This is a genomic window from Bacillus bingmayongensis, from assembly GCF_000299035.1.
Lineage (GTDB): Bacteria > Bacillota > Bacilli > Bacillales > Bacillaceae_G > Bacillus_A > Bacillus_A bingmayongensis.
The window spans coordinates 1,359,944-1,377,581 of record NZ_JH921517.1; the positions used below are offsets into that span (position 1 = coordinate 1,359,944).

General features: G+C 34.2%; 15 protein-coding genes and 1 pseudogene. 11 read left to right on the forward strand and 5 right to left on the reverse strand.

Features of this window, described 5'->3' with window-relative positions; genetic code table 11:
- Window positions 1-423 precede the first annotated feature (423 nt).
- Complete coding sequence (locus Y7E_RS0114030; protein WP_017151892.1) at window positions 424-2,403, forward strand: penicillin-binding transpeptidase domain-containing protein; 1,980 nt, start codon at window positions 424-426, stop codon at window positions 2,401-2,403.
- Between the two features lie 245 nt (window positions 2,404-2,648).
- Here the strand turns inward: Y7E_RS0114030 and Y7E_RS34890 are convergent.
- Window positions 2,649-2,851 (reverse strand): annotated as a pseudogene (locus Y7E_RS34890) (glycosyltransferase family 39 protein); the annotation flags it as partial.
- Window positions 2,852-3,029: 178 nt separating this feature from the next.
- Between Y7E_RS34890 and Y7E_RS0114035 the strand changes: the two are divergent.
- From Y7E_RS0114035 to Y7E_RS0114045, 3 genes are all read left to right on the forward strand, one after another.
- Complete coding sequence (locus Y7E_RS0114035; RefSeq protein WP_017151893.1) at window positions 3,030-3,407, forward strand: GtrA family protein; 378 nt, start codon at window positions 3,030-3,032, stop codon at window positions 3,405-3,407.
- 39 nt (window positions 3,408-3,446) lie between these two features.
- A complete protein-coding gene (locus Y7E_RS0114040; protein WP_017151894.1) occupies window positions 3,447-4,424 on the forward strand; it encodes a glycosyltransferase family 2 protein in 978 nt (325 codons plus the stop codon).
- Window positions 4,425-4,600: 176 nt separating this feature from the next.
- Window positions 4,601-6,280 (forward strand): DUF6044 family protein, encoded by a 1,680-nt coding sequence (locus Y7E_RS0114045; protein WP_017151895.1) that lies wholly within the window; start codon window positions 4,601-4,603, stop codon window positions 6,278-6,280.
- A 269-nt stretch (window positions 6,281-6,549) separates the two neighbouring features.
- On the opposite strand, the gene lsrF is transcribed toward Y7E_RS0114045, so the two are convergent.
- The 4 genes from lsrF to Y7E_RS0114065 are packed head-to-tail and all read right to left on the reverse strand — an operon-like array spanning window position 6,550 to window position 10,238.
- A complete protein-coding gene (gene lsrF, locus Y7E_RS0114050; protein ID WP_017151896.1) occupies window positions 6,550-7,332 on the reverse strand; it encodes a 3-hydroxy-5-phosphonooxypentane-2,4-dione thiolase in 783 nt (260 codons plus the stop codon).
- Between the two features lie 5 nt (window positions 7,333-7,337).
- Window positions 7,338-7,700: a cupin domain-containing protein gene (locus Y7E_RS0114055; RefSeq protein ID WP_017151897.1), complete on the reverse strand. Its 363-nt coding sequence runs from the start codon at window positions 7,698-7,700 to the stop codon at window positions 7,338-7,340.
- Between the two features lie 25 nt (window positions 7,701-7,725).
- The gene (gene lsrK, locus Y7E_RS0114060; protein WP_017151898.1) at window positions 7,726-9,288 is read right to left on the reverse strand and encodes an autoinducer-2 kinase; all 1,563 of its coding nucleotides are present in this window, start codon (window positions 9,286-9,288) and stop codon (window positions 7,726-7,728) included.
- Window positions 9,288-10,238, reverse strand: coding sequence for a sugar-binding transcriptional regulator (locus Y7E_RS0114065; RefSeq protein ID WP_193352111.1), 951 nt, complete (start codon window positions 10,236-10,238; stop codon window positions 9,288-9,290). The genes lsrK and Y7E_RS0114065 overlap by 1 nt, the downstream gene beginning before the upstream one ends.
- A 179-nt stretch (window positions 10,239-10,417) precedes the next feature.
- Between Y7E_RS0114065 and Y7E_RS0114070 the strand changes: the two genes are divergently transcribed.
- The 7 genes from Y7E_RS0114070 to Y7E_RS0114100 all read left to right on the forward strand — a co-directional run bounded on the left by Y7E_RS0114070 (window position 10,418) and on the right by Y7E_RS0114100 (window position 17,575).
- Window positions 10,418-11,911, forward strand: a complete 1,494-nt coding sequence (locus Y7E_RS0114070) for a sugar ABC transporter ATP-binding protein (RefSeq protein ID WP_017151900.1) — start codon at window positions 10,418-10,420, stop codon at window positions 11,909-11,911.
- Entirely contained in the window at window positions 11,908-12,885 is a 978-nt protein-coding gene (locus Y7E_RS0114075) for an ABC transporter permease subunit (protein ID WP_017151901.1), read from the forward strand. The genes Y7E_RS0114070 and Y7E_RS0114075 overlap by 4 nt, the downstream gene beginning before the upstream one ends.
- Window positions 12,882-13,880, forward strand: a complete 999-nt coding sequence (locus Y7E_RS0114080) for an ABC transporter permease (protein WP_017151902.1) — start codon at window positions 12,882-12,884, stop codon at window positions 13,878-13,880. The genes Y7E_RS0114075 and Y7E_RS0114080 overlap by 4 nt, the downstream gene beginning before the upstream one ends.
- The gene (gene lsrB, locus Y7E_RS0114085; protein ID WP_017151903.1) at window positions 13,877-14,920 is read left to right on the forward strand and encodes an autoinducer 2 ABC transporter substrate-binding protein LsrB; all 1,044 of its coding nucleotides are present in this window, start codon (window positions 13,877-13,879) and stop codon (window positions 14,918-14,920) included. Before Y7E_RS0114080 ends, lsrB begins: the two co-directional genes overlap by 4 nt.
- Before the next feature lie 171 nt (window positions 14,921-15,091).
- Window positions 15,092-15,691 carry a hypothetical protein gene (locus tag Y7E_RS0114090; protein ID WP_017151904.1) on the forward strand — a complete coding sequence of 200 codons (600 nt, stop codon included), beginning with the start codon at window positions 15,092-15,094 and terminating at the stop codon, window positions 15,689-15,691.
- A gap of 106 nt (window positions 15,692-15,797) precedes the next feature.
- Entirely contained in the window at window positions 15,798-16,844 is a 1,047-nt protein-coding gene (locus Y7E_RS0114095) for a DUF2332 domain-containing protein (protein WP_017151905.1), read from the forward strand.
- 350 nt (window positions 16,845-17,194) lie between these two features.
- Entirely contained in the window at window positions 17,195-17,575 is a 381-nt protein-coding gene (locus Y7E_RS0114100) for a VOC family protein (RefSeq protein ID WP_026049212.1), read from the forward strand.
- The last annotated feature ends 63 nt before the right edge of the window (window positions 17,576-17,638 follow it).

The following is a 17,638-nucleotide window of genomic DNA, read 5'->3' on the forward strand; positions in this document are numbered from 1 at the left end:
GAAATTTAGTTCTCTGTAGAGAAGGTAATGATTACTTGAATCTAAGTTATCTTGTTTATCACGATTCGCAGGCAGTAAGACTATCACCTGAAAATTTGGTGAAAGTAAAGAAGTTAGGTGGAGAATGGCTGCGCGTAAAATTCTGATTGATGCGGGCTTATTAAATTTTCATTCTTTTTATATAAGAGTTTTTTTGACTAAAAGAATGAAAGGAAATTTGTGGAGTAGCAGCTAGTATAGTTGTTATTTCACATGTTTTTAATAATAACTTTGTTAACAAGATATAGAACATTATTAAATCTCAGATTCATATGAATCAGTAGAAAACGAGCGGATGTACATTATTTATAGCAAGTTACTTATGTAAAACGGATTATAAGAATTATTTAAGCTATTTTGATTTATTTAAAGGAGAAGTTTGAATTGAAAAAAATATGGGTACTACTTTTCTTTTGTTTCACATTTATATTGGTAGGATGCAATAAAGGTGAAACTTCAGAACAAGCATTTGAAACATATATAAAATTATGGAATGACAAAAAATTTGCAGATATGTATGATCACCTGTCAGAACACGCAAAAGAATCCATTTCAAAAAAAGAATTTACAGAGAAAAATGAAAAAATTTACGAAGGTATTGGAGTTGAAAATTTAAAAGTTAAAAGAAAGGAAGTAATTAAAGATAAAACGGAAAATAAGATTGTTCTATTTAATGTGAGTATGGATACAGCAGGAGGAGAAATTTCTTTCTCGCATGAAGCAAAACTTGTGCAAGAAAAAGATGGAGATAAGAAATCTTGGAAAATAAATTGGACCCCAGACTTTATCTTTCCAGGGATGAAAAAAAATTATAAAGTCCGTCTGCAGACAGAGCAAGGAAAACGCGGTGAAATATATGATCGAAATGGAAAAGGGCTTGTAATGAATGGAAAGGCAACTGAGGTTGGAATTATTCCAGAAAAATTAGGAGATACTTCAACACAAACGAAAGAAACAATAGCGCAATTACTTAATATGTCTGTTGAAGAAGTCGACCAGAAGCTTACAGCGAAATGGATCAAACCAGATTCCTATGTACCAATTGGTATTTTACCAGAAGGACAAACACAAAGTGATTATATTTCATTGGAAGGTGTTTCGTCTCGTCCGGTAAAAGTTCGTACATATCCATTAGGAGAAGCTGCAGCACACTTAACGGGATATATAGAAAAAGTAAATGCAGAAGAGTTAAAATTGCTTCAGAAAAAAGGATATCAAGCAGATGATTTAGTAGGTAAGACAGGGTTAGAGAAAGTCTTAGAAAATAAATTGCGCGGTGAAAAGGGTGGACGCGTATTTATGGAAGATGAGAACGGAAAAGAGATTAAAAACTTAGCAAAAACAGAAGCAAGAGATGGAGAGAATGTTACATTAACAATTGATGTCTCAATTCAAGAAAAAATCTATAATGAAATGAAAAATGAAGCAGGATCTAGTGCAGCGATTAATCCAAAAACAGGTGAAACAATTGCACTTGTAAGTAGTCCTGCTTATAATCCAAATATAATAGTTAGAGGGGCATCAAAAGCGCAACGTGAAGTATGGAATAATGATTTGAAAAATCCAATGATAAACCGTTTCACACAGGCAGTTGTACCAGGATCTGTATTTAAAACAATTACAGGGGCAATCGGCCTGGAAGCAAACGTTATTAATCCAACAGAAGAGTTTAAAATTGAAGGATTAAAGTGGACAAAAGATTCATCATGGGGAAATTATTATGTAACACGTGTGAAAGATGCTAGTCCACTTGATTTCGATAAGGCAATGAAGTACTCTGACAATATTTATTTTGCACAACAAGCTTTAAAAATAGGAAAAGATCAGTATGAAAGCATGCTTAAGAAGTTCGGATTTCATGAAAAGTTGCCAATTGAATACGAATTTCCTATTTCAATAATTGCAAAAGATAGGATTAAAAACGATATTCAATTGGCAGATACAGGATACGGTCAAGGACAAGTATTAATGACACCTCTTCATTTAGCTTTAACATATGCGCCAATTGTAAATGGAGGGAATATTCCATCTCCACATCTGATTCAAAAAGAAGTGAAGAATTGGAAAGAGAATGTGATTTCTAAAGAAAGTCAAAGAATATTAAAAAGTGCGTTAATAAAAGTAATTAATGATTCTGATGGTGCCGGGAGAATTGCTAAGATTGATGACATGACTCTTGCTGGTAAAACAGGTACGGCAGAACTAAAAGAATCAAAAGAAGCAGATGGAAAAGAACTCGGATGGTTTGCGGCTTTCGATGCAAATGCACCGAATATGATTGTTACAATGATGATTGAAGATGTAAAAGGAAGAGGGGGGAGTAATGTGCCAGGTGAAAAAATAAAACATATTTTTCAGAAGTGATACTTAGATTTAATCATTAAAAAAGCCCCCTTTTAATAATTTTATTAAAAGGCAAGAAATATAATAATACATTTCTATTTAATGTCAGATACTATATGGGATAAAAAATGAAGGATAGATGAGCATAGTAAACATTGCTTTATCTATCCTTTTTTGTACTATAAATGACCTCATTTACTACAACAACTTGATTATTTACCATTACACACTACGGTTGCCTTATTAAAAAAATGTTTTAGTGTAGCCTTTTCATTTAACTTTTCAAGATATAAAGAACCTTTTCTTAACATAAAGGTTCCTAACGTACATAAAACTAGAAAACCCAATAATAAAATCATATAATTATCTTTTTTATATCTGTAAAATAAGTAAATATTAATACCGCAGCAAAAATCCCATAGAGAGCATATATAAAACGTGTTGAAAAATTAGAAAATCCTGTAAACAACCTTGCCACTCCTTAATTTGTCTTCAATTCCGATGTCATACAATTAGCCACTGCAAATACTTGGCTTAAATAATAAATCGTTAAAGTAATCATCGATTTATACAAAAACTTAAGATGGTTATTTTACATATATTTACTGTATTTTTTATATCTTTTATAAAAATGAGGATACTACATTATGAAGAAATTTTTAAAGTTTAGCTTAATAGGAGTATTAAATACGCTTATCACAATTATTAGCTATATATTTCTTATTAAAATTGGTATGAATTACCTTATTGCTAACTGCTTTGCTTATTTAATTGGTGTTGCTAACAGTTATTATTGGAACAAAAATTGGGTTTTTGAATCGAAAAATAAAGATTTATCATTATTTTTTAAATTCCTAACTGTAAATTTAATTGTATTAACTTTTAATACAATTAGCCTGTTTATATTAGTTGATAAACTTTTCATAAATAAGTTTATCTCACAAATTTTTTCTATCGGTGTTGGTATGATTATGAACTTTTTCCTTAATAAACTTTGGACATTCAACAAACAAAACCATTTCTAATAAATTAATATATATTGCTGCTACAAGGAGGATAAAAACTTGGAGAAACTTATTTCAATCATCGTTCCTATGTATTTTGAAGAAGAAGTAGCACAAGAGTGTTATAATCGCTTAAAGTCTGTTACACTACAAAATAATATTAATTATGAATTTGTCTTTGTAAATGATGGTAGTATCGATCGGACAATGGAAATTTTAAAAGGTATTTCAGCCAAAGATCCTCGTGCTAAAATCGTAAACTTTGCTCGTAATTTTGGACATCAAATAGCTGTAACAGCAGGAATTGATGTTGCCAAAGGTGATGCTATCGTAATCATTGATGCTGATTTACAGGATCCACCTGAAGTCATCCCAGAACTTATTGCAAAATGGGAAGAAGGTTATGAGGTTGTTTATGCGAAAAGAAAACAGCGTAACGGTGAAACTTGGTTTAAACTTGTTACAGCTAAATATTTCTACCGCTTCTTAAATTACATGTCTGATATGGATATTCCTAAAGACACAGGTGACTTCCGCCTTATCGATCGTAAAGTAGCAGATGTATTCAAACAAATGACAGAACGAAATCGTTTCGTACGTGGAATGATGTCTTGGATTGGATTCCGCCAAACATATATTGAATACGAAAGAGATGAACGTTTTGCGGGTGAAACGAAGTATCCATTAAAGAAAATGATTAAATTTGCTTCAGATGGTATTATCGCATTTTCTACAAAGCCACTAAGAATGGTTATGACTTTAGGTTTAATCTCTGTATTAATTTCTATTGCAGTTTTAATATACTCAGTTATCGTTAAAATTATTGGACAAGACATCCAAACTGGATGGGCTTCTCTTATGGTTGCCATCACATTCTTCAGCGGTATGCAACTGCTCGGTCTTGGTATTGTTGGTCAATATGTCGCTCGTATTTATGACGAAAGTAAGAACCGACCAATTTATGTTGTAAAAGAGACTGTGAATATAGAAGAAGATGATGTAAATTTATACAATAAGGAAAAAACAAATACATCTTAAATATAATAAAAAGGATTGTAGCATGTGTATCTCACTGCCACAATCCTTTTTATCATTTAGATAAGAATTTTCTTGTTTGTAAAAAATTGATAGCAACTTGATTACCAAGGGGATAATTTCTTTCGTTTCGGAAATTTTATAAGTAAACTTTTTAATAATTTCTTGAGGTGTAGTGAATGTTTTCAATCCAGAACAACCAAGAAAAAAAGTTACTTGTTTTTGCAGCAATTATACTCATTCTTTATTTGTCTCCTTTATTTATTCTTGGAGAAAATGCGCATATTCGCGTTCATGATAATCTTGATTCCAATTTGTCCTGGTATAAGGTGTTGGCAAGGAGCGGGAAGATAATAGGTCCGATTGATGCTACAATTCCACAGGTGATAAACAATCAATTATCAAGAAACGCATTTAGCACGGAATTTAGTGGTATTGTTTGGTTGTATGCTCTTTTTCCAAATATGGTTGCGTATGCATTAAGTCAGACGATTACAAGAGTGGTTGCTTTTATAGGGATGTATATTCTTTTAAAACATCATTTTTTACCTAGAGAGGAATGGATGGTCATTTCGGTTGGAGTTTCATTGGCTTTTGCTCTTACTCCTTTTTGGCCGTCAGGAATGCTTAGTACTCTCGGAATGCCTCTTGCACTTTGGGCATTTTTAAATATTCGAAAAGGGGAAAGGTCGTGGAAGAACTATTTCGTACTCACTCTTATTCCTCTATATTCAAGTATTGTTTTAGGTTTTTTCTTCTTTTTAAGCGGGATGGGGATTCTTTGGTTAGTGGACGTAGTAATAAAGAAAGAATGGAACTTTCGTTTTCTTTTTTCAATTGTTTATATGACGCTCATATACATGATTGTAGAATATCGCTTAGTATCTTCCTTCTTCTTATCCACTGCACCTAACAGCAGAGATGAATATTTTCATGCAAGATTATCGTTATGGCGGTCTCTCCGTCTTACAGTGAAAAATTTTCTTTTAGGACATAACCATGTCATGACAGTCCATACATTTGTTATTTTACCTGTCATATTTATTGCATTGTATTTTATCATTTTCAAGAGGCGATGGAAGCAAGAAAAAGTTTTTGTTTTTTTGTTCTGGTTTAATATAGCATTGTCAATTTGGTATGCTTTTTGGTTTTATAAAGGTTGGCTTCCATTAACAAAACGTTTTCACGTTTTGGATACGTTTAATTTTGCACGTTATCATTTTTTGCGCCCGTTAGTTATTTATGTTTTATTTGCTCTTGGATTAAAAGTTTTATGGTTACAAGGGGAAATGTGGAAACGTGCTGTGACAGGTTTTGTGATAGCTCAAATTATTTTGCTAAGCTTTTTTAATGAGGAAATTATTTTTCAAAGTAAACCTTCAGTAAAGGAATTTTTTGCAGAAAAACAATTTCAGGAGATAAAAGAGTATATCGGTTTACCTTTGGAGCAGTACCGTGTCGCTAGTATTGGTTTACATCCTGCTATCGCTCAGTACAACGGATTCTATACACTTGATACATATAACAATTTTTATCCGCTATCATATAAATATGAATTTCGAAAAATAATCGAGAAGGAACTAGCGAAAAATAAAACGATTCGTACGTATTTTGACGAGTGGGGTGGCCGCTGTTATATTTTCACCGATGAACTTGGAAAACACTATATGTTTAAGAAAAACTTGAAAAAACGCTTGGAAAATTTACAACTAAATATAGAGCATTTTAAAAAAATGGGTGGTCGATACATGTTTTCTGCTGTCCCTATTGAAAATGCAGTAGAAAACAATCTATCCCTTGAGAAAGTGTTTACATCAAAGACATCCGCTTGGAAAATTTATTTGTATAAAGCGATATAGATGAGTGAAATAGATTGCCTCTCTTGATGTAAATTCATAAAAACCAAACTAATATTTACATGCAATATTAGTTTGGTTTTTACTATTTATTTTAATAAAAATTTTTTTATGATATGAAACCTTATCATCAGTCTACATTTTATAGTGCAACATTTTTGTTGCTGTAAATAATTAACCCTATTGCATAGTTGTGGTAGTAAATGCGGTCATTTAGAGGTCTAATAAATAAAAAAGTACACCACTATATAAGTGATGTACTTAATTTTTATTTAATTTTTTACTTCATCATACAATTCTAGCCCTTCTCTCACATTTAACCCATTTTTAACAATACCATGTATCGCTTGAATCATCGCAGCCGGATGTTCAGACTGCCAAATGTTCCGGCCCATATCAACTCCAATAGCACCTTCTTGCAATGCTTGATATGTAATTGTTAATGCGTCTTCAATCGAGTCTAATTTTGGTCCACCTGCAATGACGACTGGGGCAGGGCATGTGCTCGTAATTTTTTCAAAGCCTTCACAGTAATACGTTTTAACAATATCGGCTCCCATTTCCACACATACGCGTGATGCGAGTGCTAAAAAGCGAGCTTCTCGTTTTTGAAGTTCCTTTGCTACAGCTGTAATACCGAGAACGGGTAAACCGTAATCATGTGCTTCAGAAACAACATTAGCTAAATTGGTAACAGTTTGTGTTTCATATTCTGAACCGACAAAAACAGAGACACCGACTCCGACTACATTTTGCCGCAGTGCTTCTTTAATGGGTGTAACAATTGTTTCATTTGCTAAATCTTTACCCACGACAGTTGCACCGCCTGAAACACGTAAAACCATTGGTGTTTTGCAGTTTTCAGGAATGCAGGAATTGAGTACACCCCGCGTTAAAAAAAGGGAGTCTGTATAAGGGAGTAAATTCTTTACTGTTTCTAGTGGTTGCTCTAATCCGTGAATAGGCCCTAAAAAGTAACCGTGATCTATCGCTAACATAACAGCCTTTCCATCAGGTAATATTGTATTTAATCGATTTTGAAATCCCCAAGTCATTTAAATCACTCCTTCGTTAATTTTGGATTTTCTGTTTGCACCGAATCTTTTTCTTGTAAATGTGGTGATTTAATAAAAACAGCTTTAAAGATTTGGTCGGAATGGTTAATGAGATAGTGAGATTCGTGGGGGCGAACTTGTAAGACGTCACCTTGTTTTATAGGCACCTTTTTATTATCAATATAAAAATCAATTTCACCTTCTAACGCATAAAAAATTTCTTCACATGTAGTATGATAGTGATTTTGAAACTCTTGCCCAGGCTGAATGACTACAACCCCAAGGTCAATGTTAGGGCCCTTTACTAAATATTTGGGACCATGGTTACCAAAACGATAGGAGAAATCCTCTTCATTTACTTTGAGCATATTATTCACTCCTTTATGTAATGTGTTACAGTGCACCTGGTGCAATCCACATATGTGATGTAACACCTTCATCTGCTAGCGGAAGTTGTTGTTTATAAACCAATCTCCAAGTTTGATAGAATCGTTGATAGAGTTTGTGATTTTCAGTATTCGGTTCATATGTGCTTTCCCATTTTGCAAATTTATGAGAAGGTGCTTCCATAGAGTCATATATGCCGACACCAACTCCGGCCGCGATTGCCGTACCTAAAGCGGCAGCTTCTTTTACAACTGGTACTTTGACAGGAATCCCGAGAACATCCGCAATAATTTGCGGCCATAGTTTGCCTTTCGCAGCACCCCCAGCAAATATTACTTCAGAAGGGAATTTTCCTGTTAATGATTCTATTAATTTTAAGTTTCCGAGTGTTACAAATGCAGCATTTTCTTCAATTGCACGGAACAATTCTTTCTTCCCACATTTATTAGCATCCAAACTTAAATTGATGAAAGAAGGTGCAGCATGGCGCCATGAGATATAATTCATTACATTTGAAAAGGTAGGGATAATACCGTAAGATCCTACAGGTACTTGTTTTGCCTGCTCTTCTAATAATTCATAAGCATCCACACCAAGCTCATCTGCAAGTCGTTTTTCTTCCTGACAAAAGGCATCTCGAAACCATCTCATTACAAGTCCAGGGAAAAAAGCAATTGTTTCATATTGCCAAAGTGTAGGGATAGCGTGGCAATTGACGCGAATTTGAGCGTTTGGATCGGTTTTTGGACTTGTTATATTTACTTCTTGTTGCCAAAAGCTCCCTCCGCAAATAAATGTTTGATCAGGATTTACGACTCCCGAACCGAGTGAAGCCATTTGGGCATCTCCGCCCCCAGCAACTACTGGTATTCCTACATGTAACCCTGTTAACTCTGCACTTTGTTTTGTTACATGGCCAATAACTGTACCTGCCTCATTTACGTTTGGAGCAAATGTTAAAGTTAGACCACATTCTTCAGCAATCGAATTCTCCCAAGTTCTATTTTGCAAATTTAAAATACCGGACGTACATCCATTTGAGGGGTCTATTTGCAGTACACCACTCAACTTATAGAGAATCCAATCGTTTAACATTGTAAAAGAATGGATTTTATCGTATATATCCGATTGATGCTTTTTGATCCAAAGTAATCTAGGTAAAGCGCCTAATGCAAAGGTTTGCCCTGATTTTGCATATACATCTTTTTCAAGATTTGAACGAATTTGTTTTAACTCACTTACTTCAGAAGAAGCACGGCCATCAACGTTTGCACATGCCCATATTTCTTGCCCATCTTTATCATATAAAACAAATCCTTCGCGCATACTCGTTGCACTAATTCCTTTAATAGAAGAAGGGGATATGTTACTTTTTTGGAGTACATCTTTTGTACACTCTTGAATGAGTTTCCAGTTCTCTATCACATCAAAATTCATAGAACCAGGATAACGAGAGTCTGATTTATGAACCCACTCTTTTTGACTCACAGCAAGCTGATTTCCTTGTAAATCAAAAAGGACAGCCCGGATACTACCGGTACCTGCGTCGTAAGCTAATAGAGAAGACATTAGGATTCACCTTCCTTTCTTAATAGAGAGAGGGCTGTTTCCTCATCGGTAATCAATGTATGAATGAATCCACCTTTTAAGGCCCCGTAAATTGCATCTATTTTTTCTTCACCTCCAGCTACACCGACTACATGTTTCATCTTTCGAAGGGTAGAAAGAGGTGTACCTATTAGCCGATTGTGATGTGGAAGTTCTAGCAATTCTCCATGTGTATTGTAAAATTGCCCTAGAATATCTCCAGCACCATTTTGACTTCGTATATAAGTCATTTCACGAAGTGTTATTTTATCTTCCTTTACAATCGTTGCATCATGAGATAAACCGCCAATACCGACCACTGCTGTATTAGCAAGTGAAGCGACATGGAGCATATCTTTAACTGATGGTTCTGAAAGGATGCTCTGCGCCATTTCGTTTGTAGATGCCAAAAATGGTGTGGGAATGATATGGAGCTCTCCTTGTACGTGATTTATATAACTTTGTTTCCTAGGAAGATAGTGATTTACGCCACCTGTAAGTGTAACGATAGAAGGTTGCATAGATGATTCGAAATGGATATTTTCTAGCATTTTTGATATCGTTTCTCCCCAGCCGATGCCAAGTAAATCTCCTTGTTGCAGATGTGTTTCTAAATACTGTGCGGCGGCTTTTCCTAAAGAATAGGGACGATTTTCCATTGGGGTAGGGATAATGAAAGAGTCTTTCAAATGAAATGTCTTAATCAGTTCACGTTCAATACTTAAACAATGTAAACCGGTACCTTTTACATGAAAGGTAACAATGCCCTCAGTACGTGCTTTATCTAATAACCGAACGACTTTATTTCGTGAAATATGAAGCAATGAAGCGATTTCCTGCTGCGTTAGATGATCTTTATAGTAATACCAGGCTACTTTTGTTAACAAGTTTTCTTCAAAGTTCAGCTGTGACATGCTCTTCATCCCTTTCAACAATTGACCGATGCTTAAACATATGTGTCGGATTTTTTGTTTATACCCATAGAGAGCGGAAATGTGTTCAAGAAAAATATGTTCTAGATATGAAAAAAGGGATATACAATGCTACAAAACAAGTAGAACAAAAAATCAGTTTCTCAAAAATTGTTCTGTATAAAGGAGGGTGACAAGATGTGGAGAACGTGCCCTTATTAGAGGTGAAACAAATTAGTAAATCATTTTCAGACCAACTTGTATTAAAAGAGGTTACTTTGGAATTAGAACGTGGAGATGTATATGCTTTAGTAGGCGGAAATGGTGCTGGGAAATCAACATTGATGAAGATATTAACAGGTTTATACTCTTATGATGCTGGAGAAATGTATGTGAAAGGTGAGATACAAAGTTTTTCTAATCCAGCGGAAGCTCATCATAATGGTATTTATTTAATTCCACAAGAACCGTTAATTTTTCCTCATATGACAATTGAAGAAAATATATGTATCGGGATAAAAACAGGAAAAAAAGAGCTTCGTACAAAGATAAAAAAGTTGATAAAGAGTTTGGGATGGAGTATAAGGCTTAATGAGCTTGGAGGTTCATTATCAATTGCGCAGCAACAATTAGTAGAAATATTAAGGGGACTAATAAGAGAAGCTGAGATTCTTATTTTAGATGAGCCAACATCGACATTAACAACTCATGAAATAAAGAGTCTTTTTGTGTTGATGAAAAGCTTAAAGGAAAAGGGAATCGGGATGATTTATATTACGCATCGGTTTCCGGAAATCTTTGAAATTGCGAATAAAGTAGCTATTTTACGAGATGGAATAATTGTGAGGCAAGGGGATGTATCAGACTATACATATGACATGTTAATGGAGGGATTAGTGCCAAAAGATTATAAACAAGAGGAGCAGAAAGAGGCACCTCAAGAAGCGATAAAACTTTCTCAACGAGTATTAGAGATAACAAATTTGTCGAGTTATGCATTTCATAATATATCACTAATCGTACATGCTGGAGAGATTGTAGGAATTGCTGGTGTTGTTGGATCAGGTAGAACGGAATTAGCAGAAGCATTATATGGGCTCAGGCCTGTACTGTCGGGAGCTATTTTATTAGAAGGAAAGTCTGTTGCGAAGTATTCGACGAGTAGACGATTAGATGAAGGGATGGTATATGTTCCAGAGGATAGGGCTGGTAATGGTATCTTTTCAATTGCATCTGTTAAAGAAAATATAACGTCAGCGTCTTTACATCGACTCAGTACGTTTTTCTTAAACCACAAAAAAGAAAGCGCTTTAACAGAAGCGTATATTCATAAGTTTAGGATAGTCGTTTCCAGTAAGGATGAAAAAATGACATCTTTATCAGGGGGAAACCAACAAAAAGTTGTATTAGCTAAATATCTTGCTTGTGAACCTAAATTAATGATTCTTGATGAACCAACGCGCGGGATTGATGCGAAAGCAAGATTAGAAGTGTATGAGGCAATTCAAAGTTTAAAACAATCAGGACTTGCAATTTTATTGATTTCCTCAGATGTAGAAGAAATTGTTCAATTAGCAAACCGTGTATATGTGATGAGGAATGGAAAACTTGTTTCTCATTTGGAGAAAGGGGAAGTTTGTATAGATGAAGTTACACGTCTCGCATATGGAGGAAGGGAAGGTGTAACGGAATGATACGTTTTTCAAATCTATTTAAAATGCATGAAACATCCATTATCATTTTATTACTTATTTACATAGCCCTTGTAGGAATTATTAATCCTAGTTTTGTTCAGTTTAGTTCGCTTTCTTTAATTATGAAATCGAGTATTATCTTAGTTACACTAGCTATTGGTCAATCGTTCGTATTATTTACTAAAAATATTGATGTTTCAGTCGGTTCTATTATGGGATTAAGTGCAGCGATTTGTGGGATGTTTTTGACAAATGGAAATAGCATTTTAATTTCAAGCATTGCTGCAATCTTGCTTGGAGCTGTCATTGGAATGATAAATGGCATTGGGGTTACGAAGTTTCGTGTGCCAGCAATTATTATGACATTAGGAATGTTAGGAATTATTAGAGGAACGATGTTGATATATACAGGTGGCAAATGGATTGAAGATATTCCTCAGTCTTATAAACAGATGTCTTCTGTCATGATACTAGGGCTGCCTATTACAGTGTGGATCATTTTGGCTATTTTACTATTATTATATACCTTTTTAACGAAAGCGCCTTTTGGAAGATATTTTTATGCTACCGGAGATAATGAAGATGGGGCACGACTCATCGGAATACCGGTAGACAAGGTGAAAATATATGCATTTATTATTTCGGGAATAAGCGCAGGGATTGCAGGATGCATATTTGTTATGAATATCGGTTTTGTGCCAAATCAAACTGGTACAGGAATTGAGTTGCAAGTAATTGCTGCCGCTGTTCTAGGTGGAATTCATCTAAAGGGTGGAACAGGTTCTGTATTTGGAGCAGCACTAGGGGCAATTTTTTTAGAAGTTATAAGTAGTTCACTAGTCTTTTTAAAAATACCTGCTTTTTGGAATAGTGCTATATCAGGATTTTTACTGTTACTTATTATTATATTAGACAGCACCTTAAAAAAATGGAAGGGAATAAGACGGTTGGAAGAAAGAAGGATGAATCTATGAAGTATGCACGTGGATTTTTAAGATGGGAAGGTGTTCTAATTGTATTACTTACTATAGAGTTCATTCTCTTTGGTTTATTTAACAGTGCTTTTTTTAATATTAGTAATTTACTTTTCAGTATGAATGACTTCATTTTTATTACGATTGCTGCAATCCCAATGACATTTGTAATTGTGACAGGTGGAATTGATGTATCTGTAGGATCGATTATGGGGCTTACCTCAATTCTGATTGGTGTACTATGGATGAATGGAACTCCGGTTATTTTAGCTGTAATTATTGCCTTATTTATCAGTTGTCTAGCAGGTTGTATCAATGGGCTGATTATTAAAACGACAGATGTAGAACCTCTTGTTGTTACACTTGGAACGATGTTTTTATATTCAGGAATTGCTCTTGTTATCTCAGGTGGCTCAAATGCCAGTGGATATGAAGGGATAGGTGGTTTACCGGATTCTTACGTGCAACTTGCAAATGGGAGTTTTATAGGAATTCCTAATTTAGTATGGTTACTTTTCGTTTTGACGGTTTTGTTTACACTTTTACTTCATCGAACAGCATATGGTCGTTATGTCATATTGACAGGTGCAAATGAAAAGGCAGCTAAATATTCAGGTATTCATACAAAAAAGGTAGTTATTATCGCATATATTCTTTCTGGGTTAGGAGGTGGATTAGGAGGAGCTTTTTTAACAGCATATTTTGGCTCAGCTCGAGCTGATATTGGAAACGAGGCAATTCTACCGGTTATTACGGCAGTGGTATTAGGCGGGACACTCATCACTGGGGGAAAAGGAAGTATTGTTGGAACAGTACTAGCAAGTATATTTATTGGTATGATGCAGTACGGTTTACAAATGACAGGTTTAACAAACGAACAATCAAATGTTGTTATTGGTATCATACTTATCCTCTCTGTTATTATTAGGCATTTCAAATTACAGCAATTCAAGATGTGGAAAAGAAGGAAATTGCATAAGGAGGGAATGTCATGAAAAGAAAACTGGGGATTTTTATGATTATGTGCGTTTGTATCATTGGCTTAATCGCATGTTCTAATCAAACAGCAGATAAGAAAAAAGCCGATGATGTAAAATTTGCTTTAATTCCGAAATTAACAGGAGTTGGCTTCTTTACATCAGGTGGTGAAGGGGCAAAAGAAATGGGAAATAAGTTAGGCGTACAAATAAAGTATGATGGACCATCAGAGGCGAGTGTATCAGGCCAAGTGAAATATATAAATAATTTTATTAATCAAAACTATGATGCGTTAATGGTTTCATCTACATCGGTTGATGGACTTTCGCAATCATTACAGAGAGCAAAGAAAAAGGGAATGACAGTATTAACGTGGGATTCTGATGTAAATCCGAAAGATCGTTCATTTTATATAAGCCAAGGAACGCCGGAGCAACTTGCAAATCTATTAATTCAAATGACTTCATCACAAATTGGAGATAAAGGAAAAGTAGCATTCTTCTATTCAAGCCCGACTGTAACAGACCAAAATCAGTGGGTAACAAAAGCAAAAGAAATTATAAAAGAAAAATATCCAAATTGGGAAATTGTAACGACGCAGTACGGAGAAAATAATGCACAAAAATCATTATCGGTGGGCGAAAGTATTTTAAAAACGTATCCGGATATTAATGCGGTAATTTGTCCAGATGCAACGGCACTTCCAGCAATGGCTCAAGCAGCTGAAAACTTAAAAATGGATAAAAAAGTAGTTGTGACGGGATTTTCAACACCAAATGTAATGCGTGATTATGTAAAACGAGGAACTGTTCAGCAATTTGGATTATGGGATGTAAAACAACAAGGAGCACTTGCAACTTATGTTGCAAATGAAATTGTGGTAAAAGGGAAGAAATTAAAAGTTGGCGATAGCTTTGAAGTTCCGAATATTGGTAAAGTAAAAGTGGAACCGAATTCTATTCAAGGTTATGACTACGAAGCAGATGGAAATGGAATTATCGTATTGCCAGAGCGCGTTGTGTTTACGAAGGATAATATTGATAAGTATGATTTTTAATTTAGCAAGTTCATTCCTATGTATAAGGGAATGAACTTCTTTTGATTTTGGGGGATTTATCCCACAAAAGTATGAAGGGATATATTATAGAATTCAGACTTTGGATAGAGGTAATGATAACGCTATGTTTATACAATTATATTATATATCGAATGCAGAGGAGAGTTGTAAATGTTATTTCATTATCATTATTGGACGCCTCACTTAGAAGAAATGGAGAACTTTTATAAAAATTGTGGTTTTCGTATTTCTACAAGAATCGGAAAGTATAATGGAGAGTTTCAACAATTTGATCCACCATTAACATGGGATGATTTTCGGAATCAACAGATACTTTTTCGAATTATTGAAGCTAGAAAAGGCAAGATAAATATCACATTTGGCTATGGGAAGAAGATTATATTTGATCATATCGGTTTTCTCGTGTCAAAAGAGGAGTGCGAAAGCATTTGTAAGCAAGCAGAAAAACTACATTGGAAAGTAAATAAGGGAGAAAGAAGAACTTTTATTGTAACACCATATGGGTTTCGGATTGAGCTTCAAACAAATTTTGATGTAATTGATGATGGAGGGAGTATAGACGAGTTACAGAAAGTTATAATGACAACGAAGCAAGCAGGGTTAGAACGGGATCTTTCGTTTCTATTTCGAAAAGAAATAAATCGTATTGAAACCATTCGTAGTAATAAAACGAATTTGAAAAATGTATATTTACATTCTTTATACCAAAGGAAACAAACAGATCCGAACGGTGTAGAGATATATTTTTAAAATCTATTTGTGGTTATAAGTAAAAAGGGTTATTTGTTGAAATATACCAAATTCACTTGTGTTATAATAATTCTGATTATTCTATCTTTCGTTAGGAGGAATAGAAATGCTTACACAAGAACAAATCTCAAACTTATTTAGAAACTTTTCAAAAAAAGAATGTAAAGGATCAAGTGATTTATACAAACATTTATCATTAAAAATTTCAGAGGATGAGGAAACCCTTGCATTAGCATCACATGCACAACTTGGTCAGCCAGTCCCTAATTTATTACTTGGTGCCGTTCATTATTTATTGTTAAAAGGAAATGATCATGTATTAAAAAAATACCATAGGAGTCTTGTTGCCGCTCCAGAAAAAAATCTGGAACATTCTTTTCAACATTTTAAAGATTTTTGCCAGATTAATAGGGAAGAGATAATCAATATTTTAAAAACAAAGCTAGTACAAACAAACGAAGTAAGAAGGTGCACATATTTATATCCGAGTTTTTGTTATATGTTTCATAAAGCAAATAAGCCTTTAGCACTAATCGAAATTGGAACAAGCGCTGGTCTACAATTGTTCTGGGATCAATATAGTTATTCGTATGGAACAGGAGAAACCTTTGGAAATAAAGACTCTAACGTTCACTTGAAATCAGAAATAAAAGGGGATAATCGGCCATTTTTCTTACAACAAAGTCCACCTGTTGCAGAAAGGATCGGGCTTGATTTGCACGTGAATGATTTGAAGAATGAAGAAGACTATTTATGGCTACGTGCCCTTATTTGGCCAGAGCATAAAGAAAGGCTTGAAATGTTTGATCACGCAGCAGCTTGTGTAAAAGAACAATCTGTGAAACTGATAGAAGGGGATGGAGTAGCTCTTCTTTCAGAAATTGTGGAACAAATTCCAGAGGACTCTGTAATTTGTATTTTCCATACACATGTGGCGAATCAAATACCAGAGAGTGTAAAACATAAATTAATAGATACAGTGAAAGAAATTGGCGCAAAACGTGATGTTTTCCACCTCTATAACAACATGTGGGATAGAGATCTTCATCTTGATTATTTTATAAATGGAAAAGAAAATAATGAAATTATTGGAGAAACAGATGGTCATGCGCGGTGGTTTCGGTGGAAATTGGAAGACAAGTCATTATGCTAGGTTTGTCCATATGATAAGGCTAAAAGTAAAAGACAGCTATCATTAATTGGTTGTCTTTTACTTTTAGCACCTATTTGTAGTGTAGTAGAAATATACATGAATAGAAAAAAGGTAATAAATCAAGACCTACATGTTGAAAGTAAAGAGAGAATATAACAATTTAATTTACATAATGTTATTATGGTTATTTGGGCTATTCCTTAATTAATAATCCTCGTCTCAAGATATTCAGAAAGAAATACAACGTGTTAAAATATTTGATGTGGAAGTTTACACAAAAAGCACTTTAAAAAGAACGTTAGTTCGTATATACTGAATACAATTGAAGTAGAAGAAGGGAAGAAAAGATGATGATTCATAAAGTCGGTCAAATTATGTTATATGTAAATAATCAAGATGAAGCTGTACGATTTTGGACAGAACAAGTAGGTTTCTATTTAGTTTCAGATGAAAATAACGGTCAAGGGTTTAGATGGATTGAAATTGCGCCAACAGAAAAAGCGGAAACGAGTATTGTTCTACATAATAAAGAATTAATTGCGAAGATGCAGCCTGAATTAAATCTTCGTACACCATCTATGTTGTTTTTCACTGAAGATATCGATAAATTATATAAAGAGTTTGTTGAGAAAGAAATTACAGTTGGAGAAATTGTAAATATGCCGTCTGGTAGGGCGTTTAATTTTGCTGATCATGAGAAAAATTACTTTGCAATTATGGAGAAAAAGTAATTGTCGATTTGAAATTTGTTTAGATCCTGTTTTACAGGATCTTTTTTATTTTAAAAAGGAAAG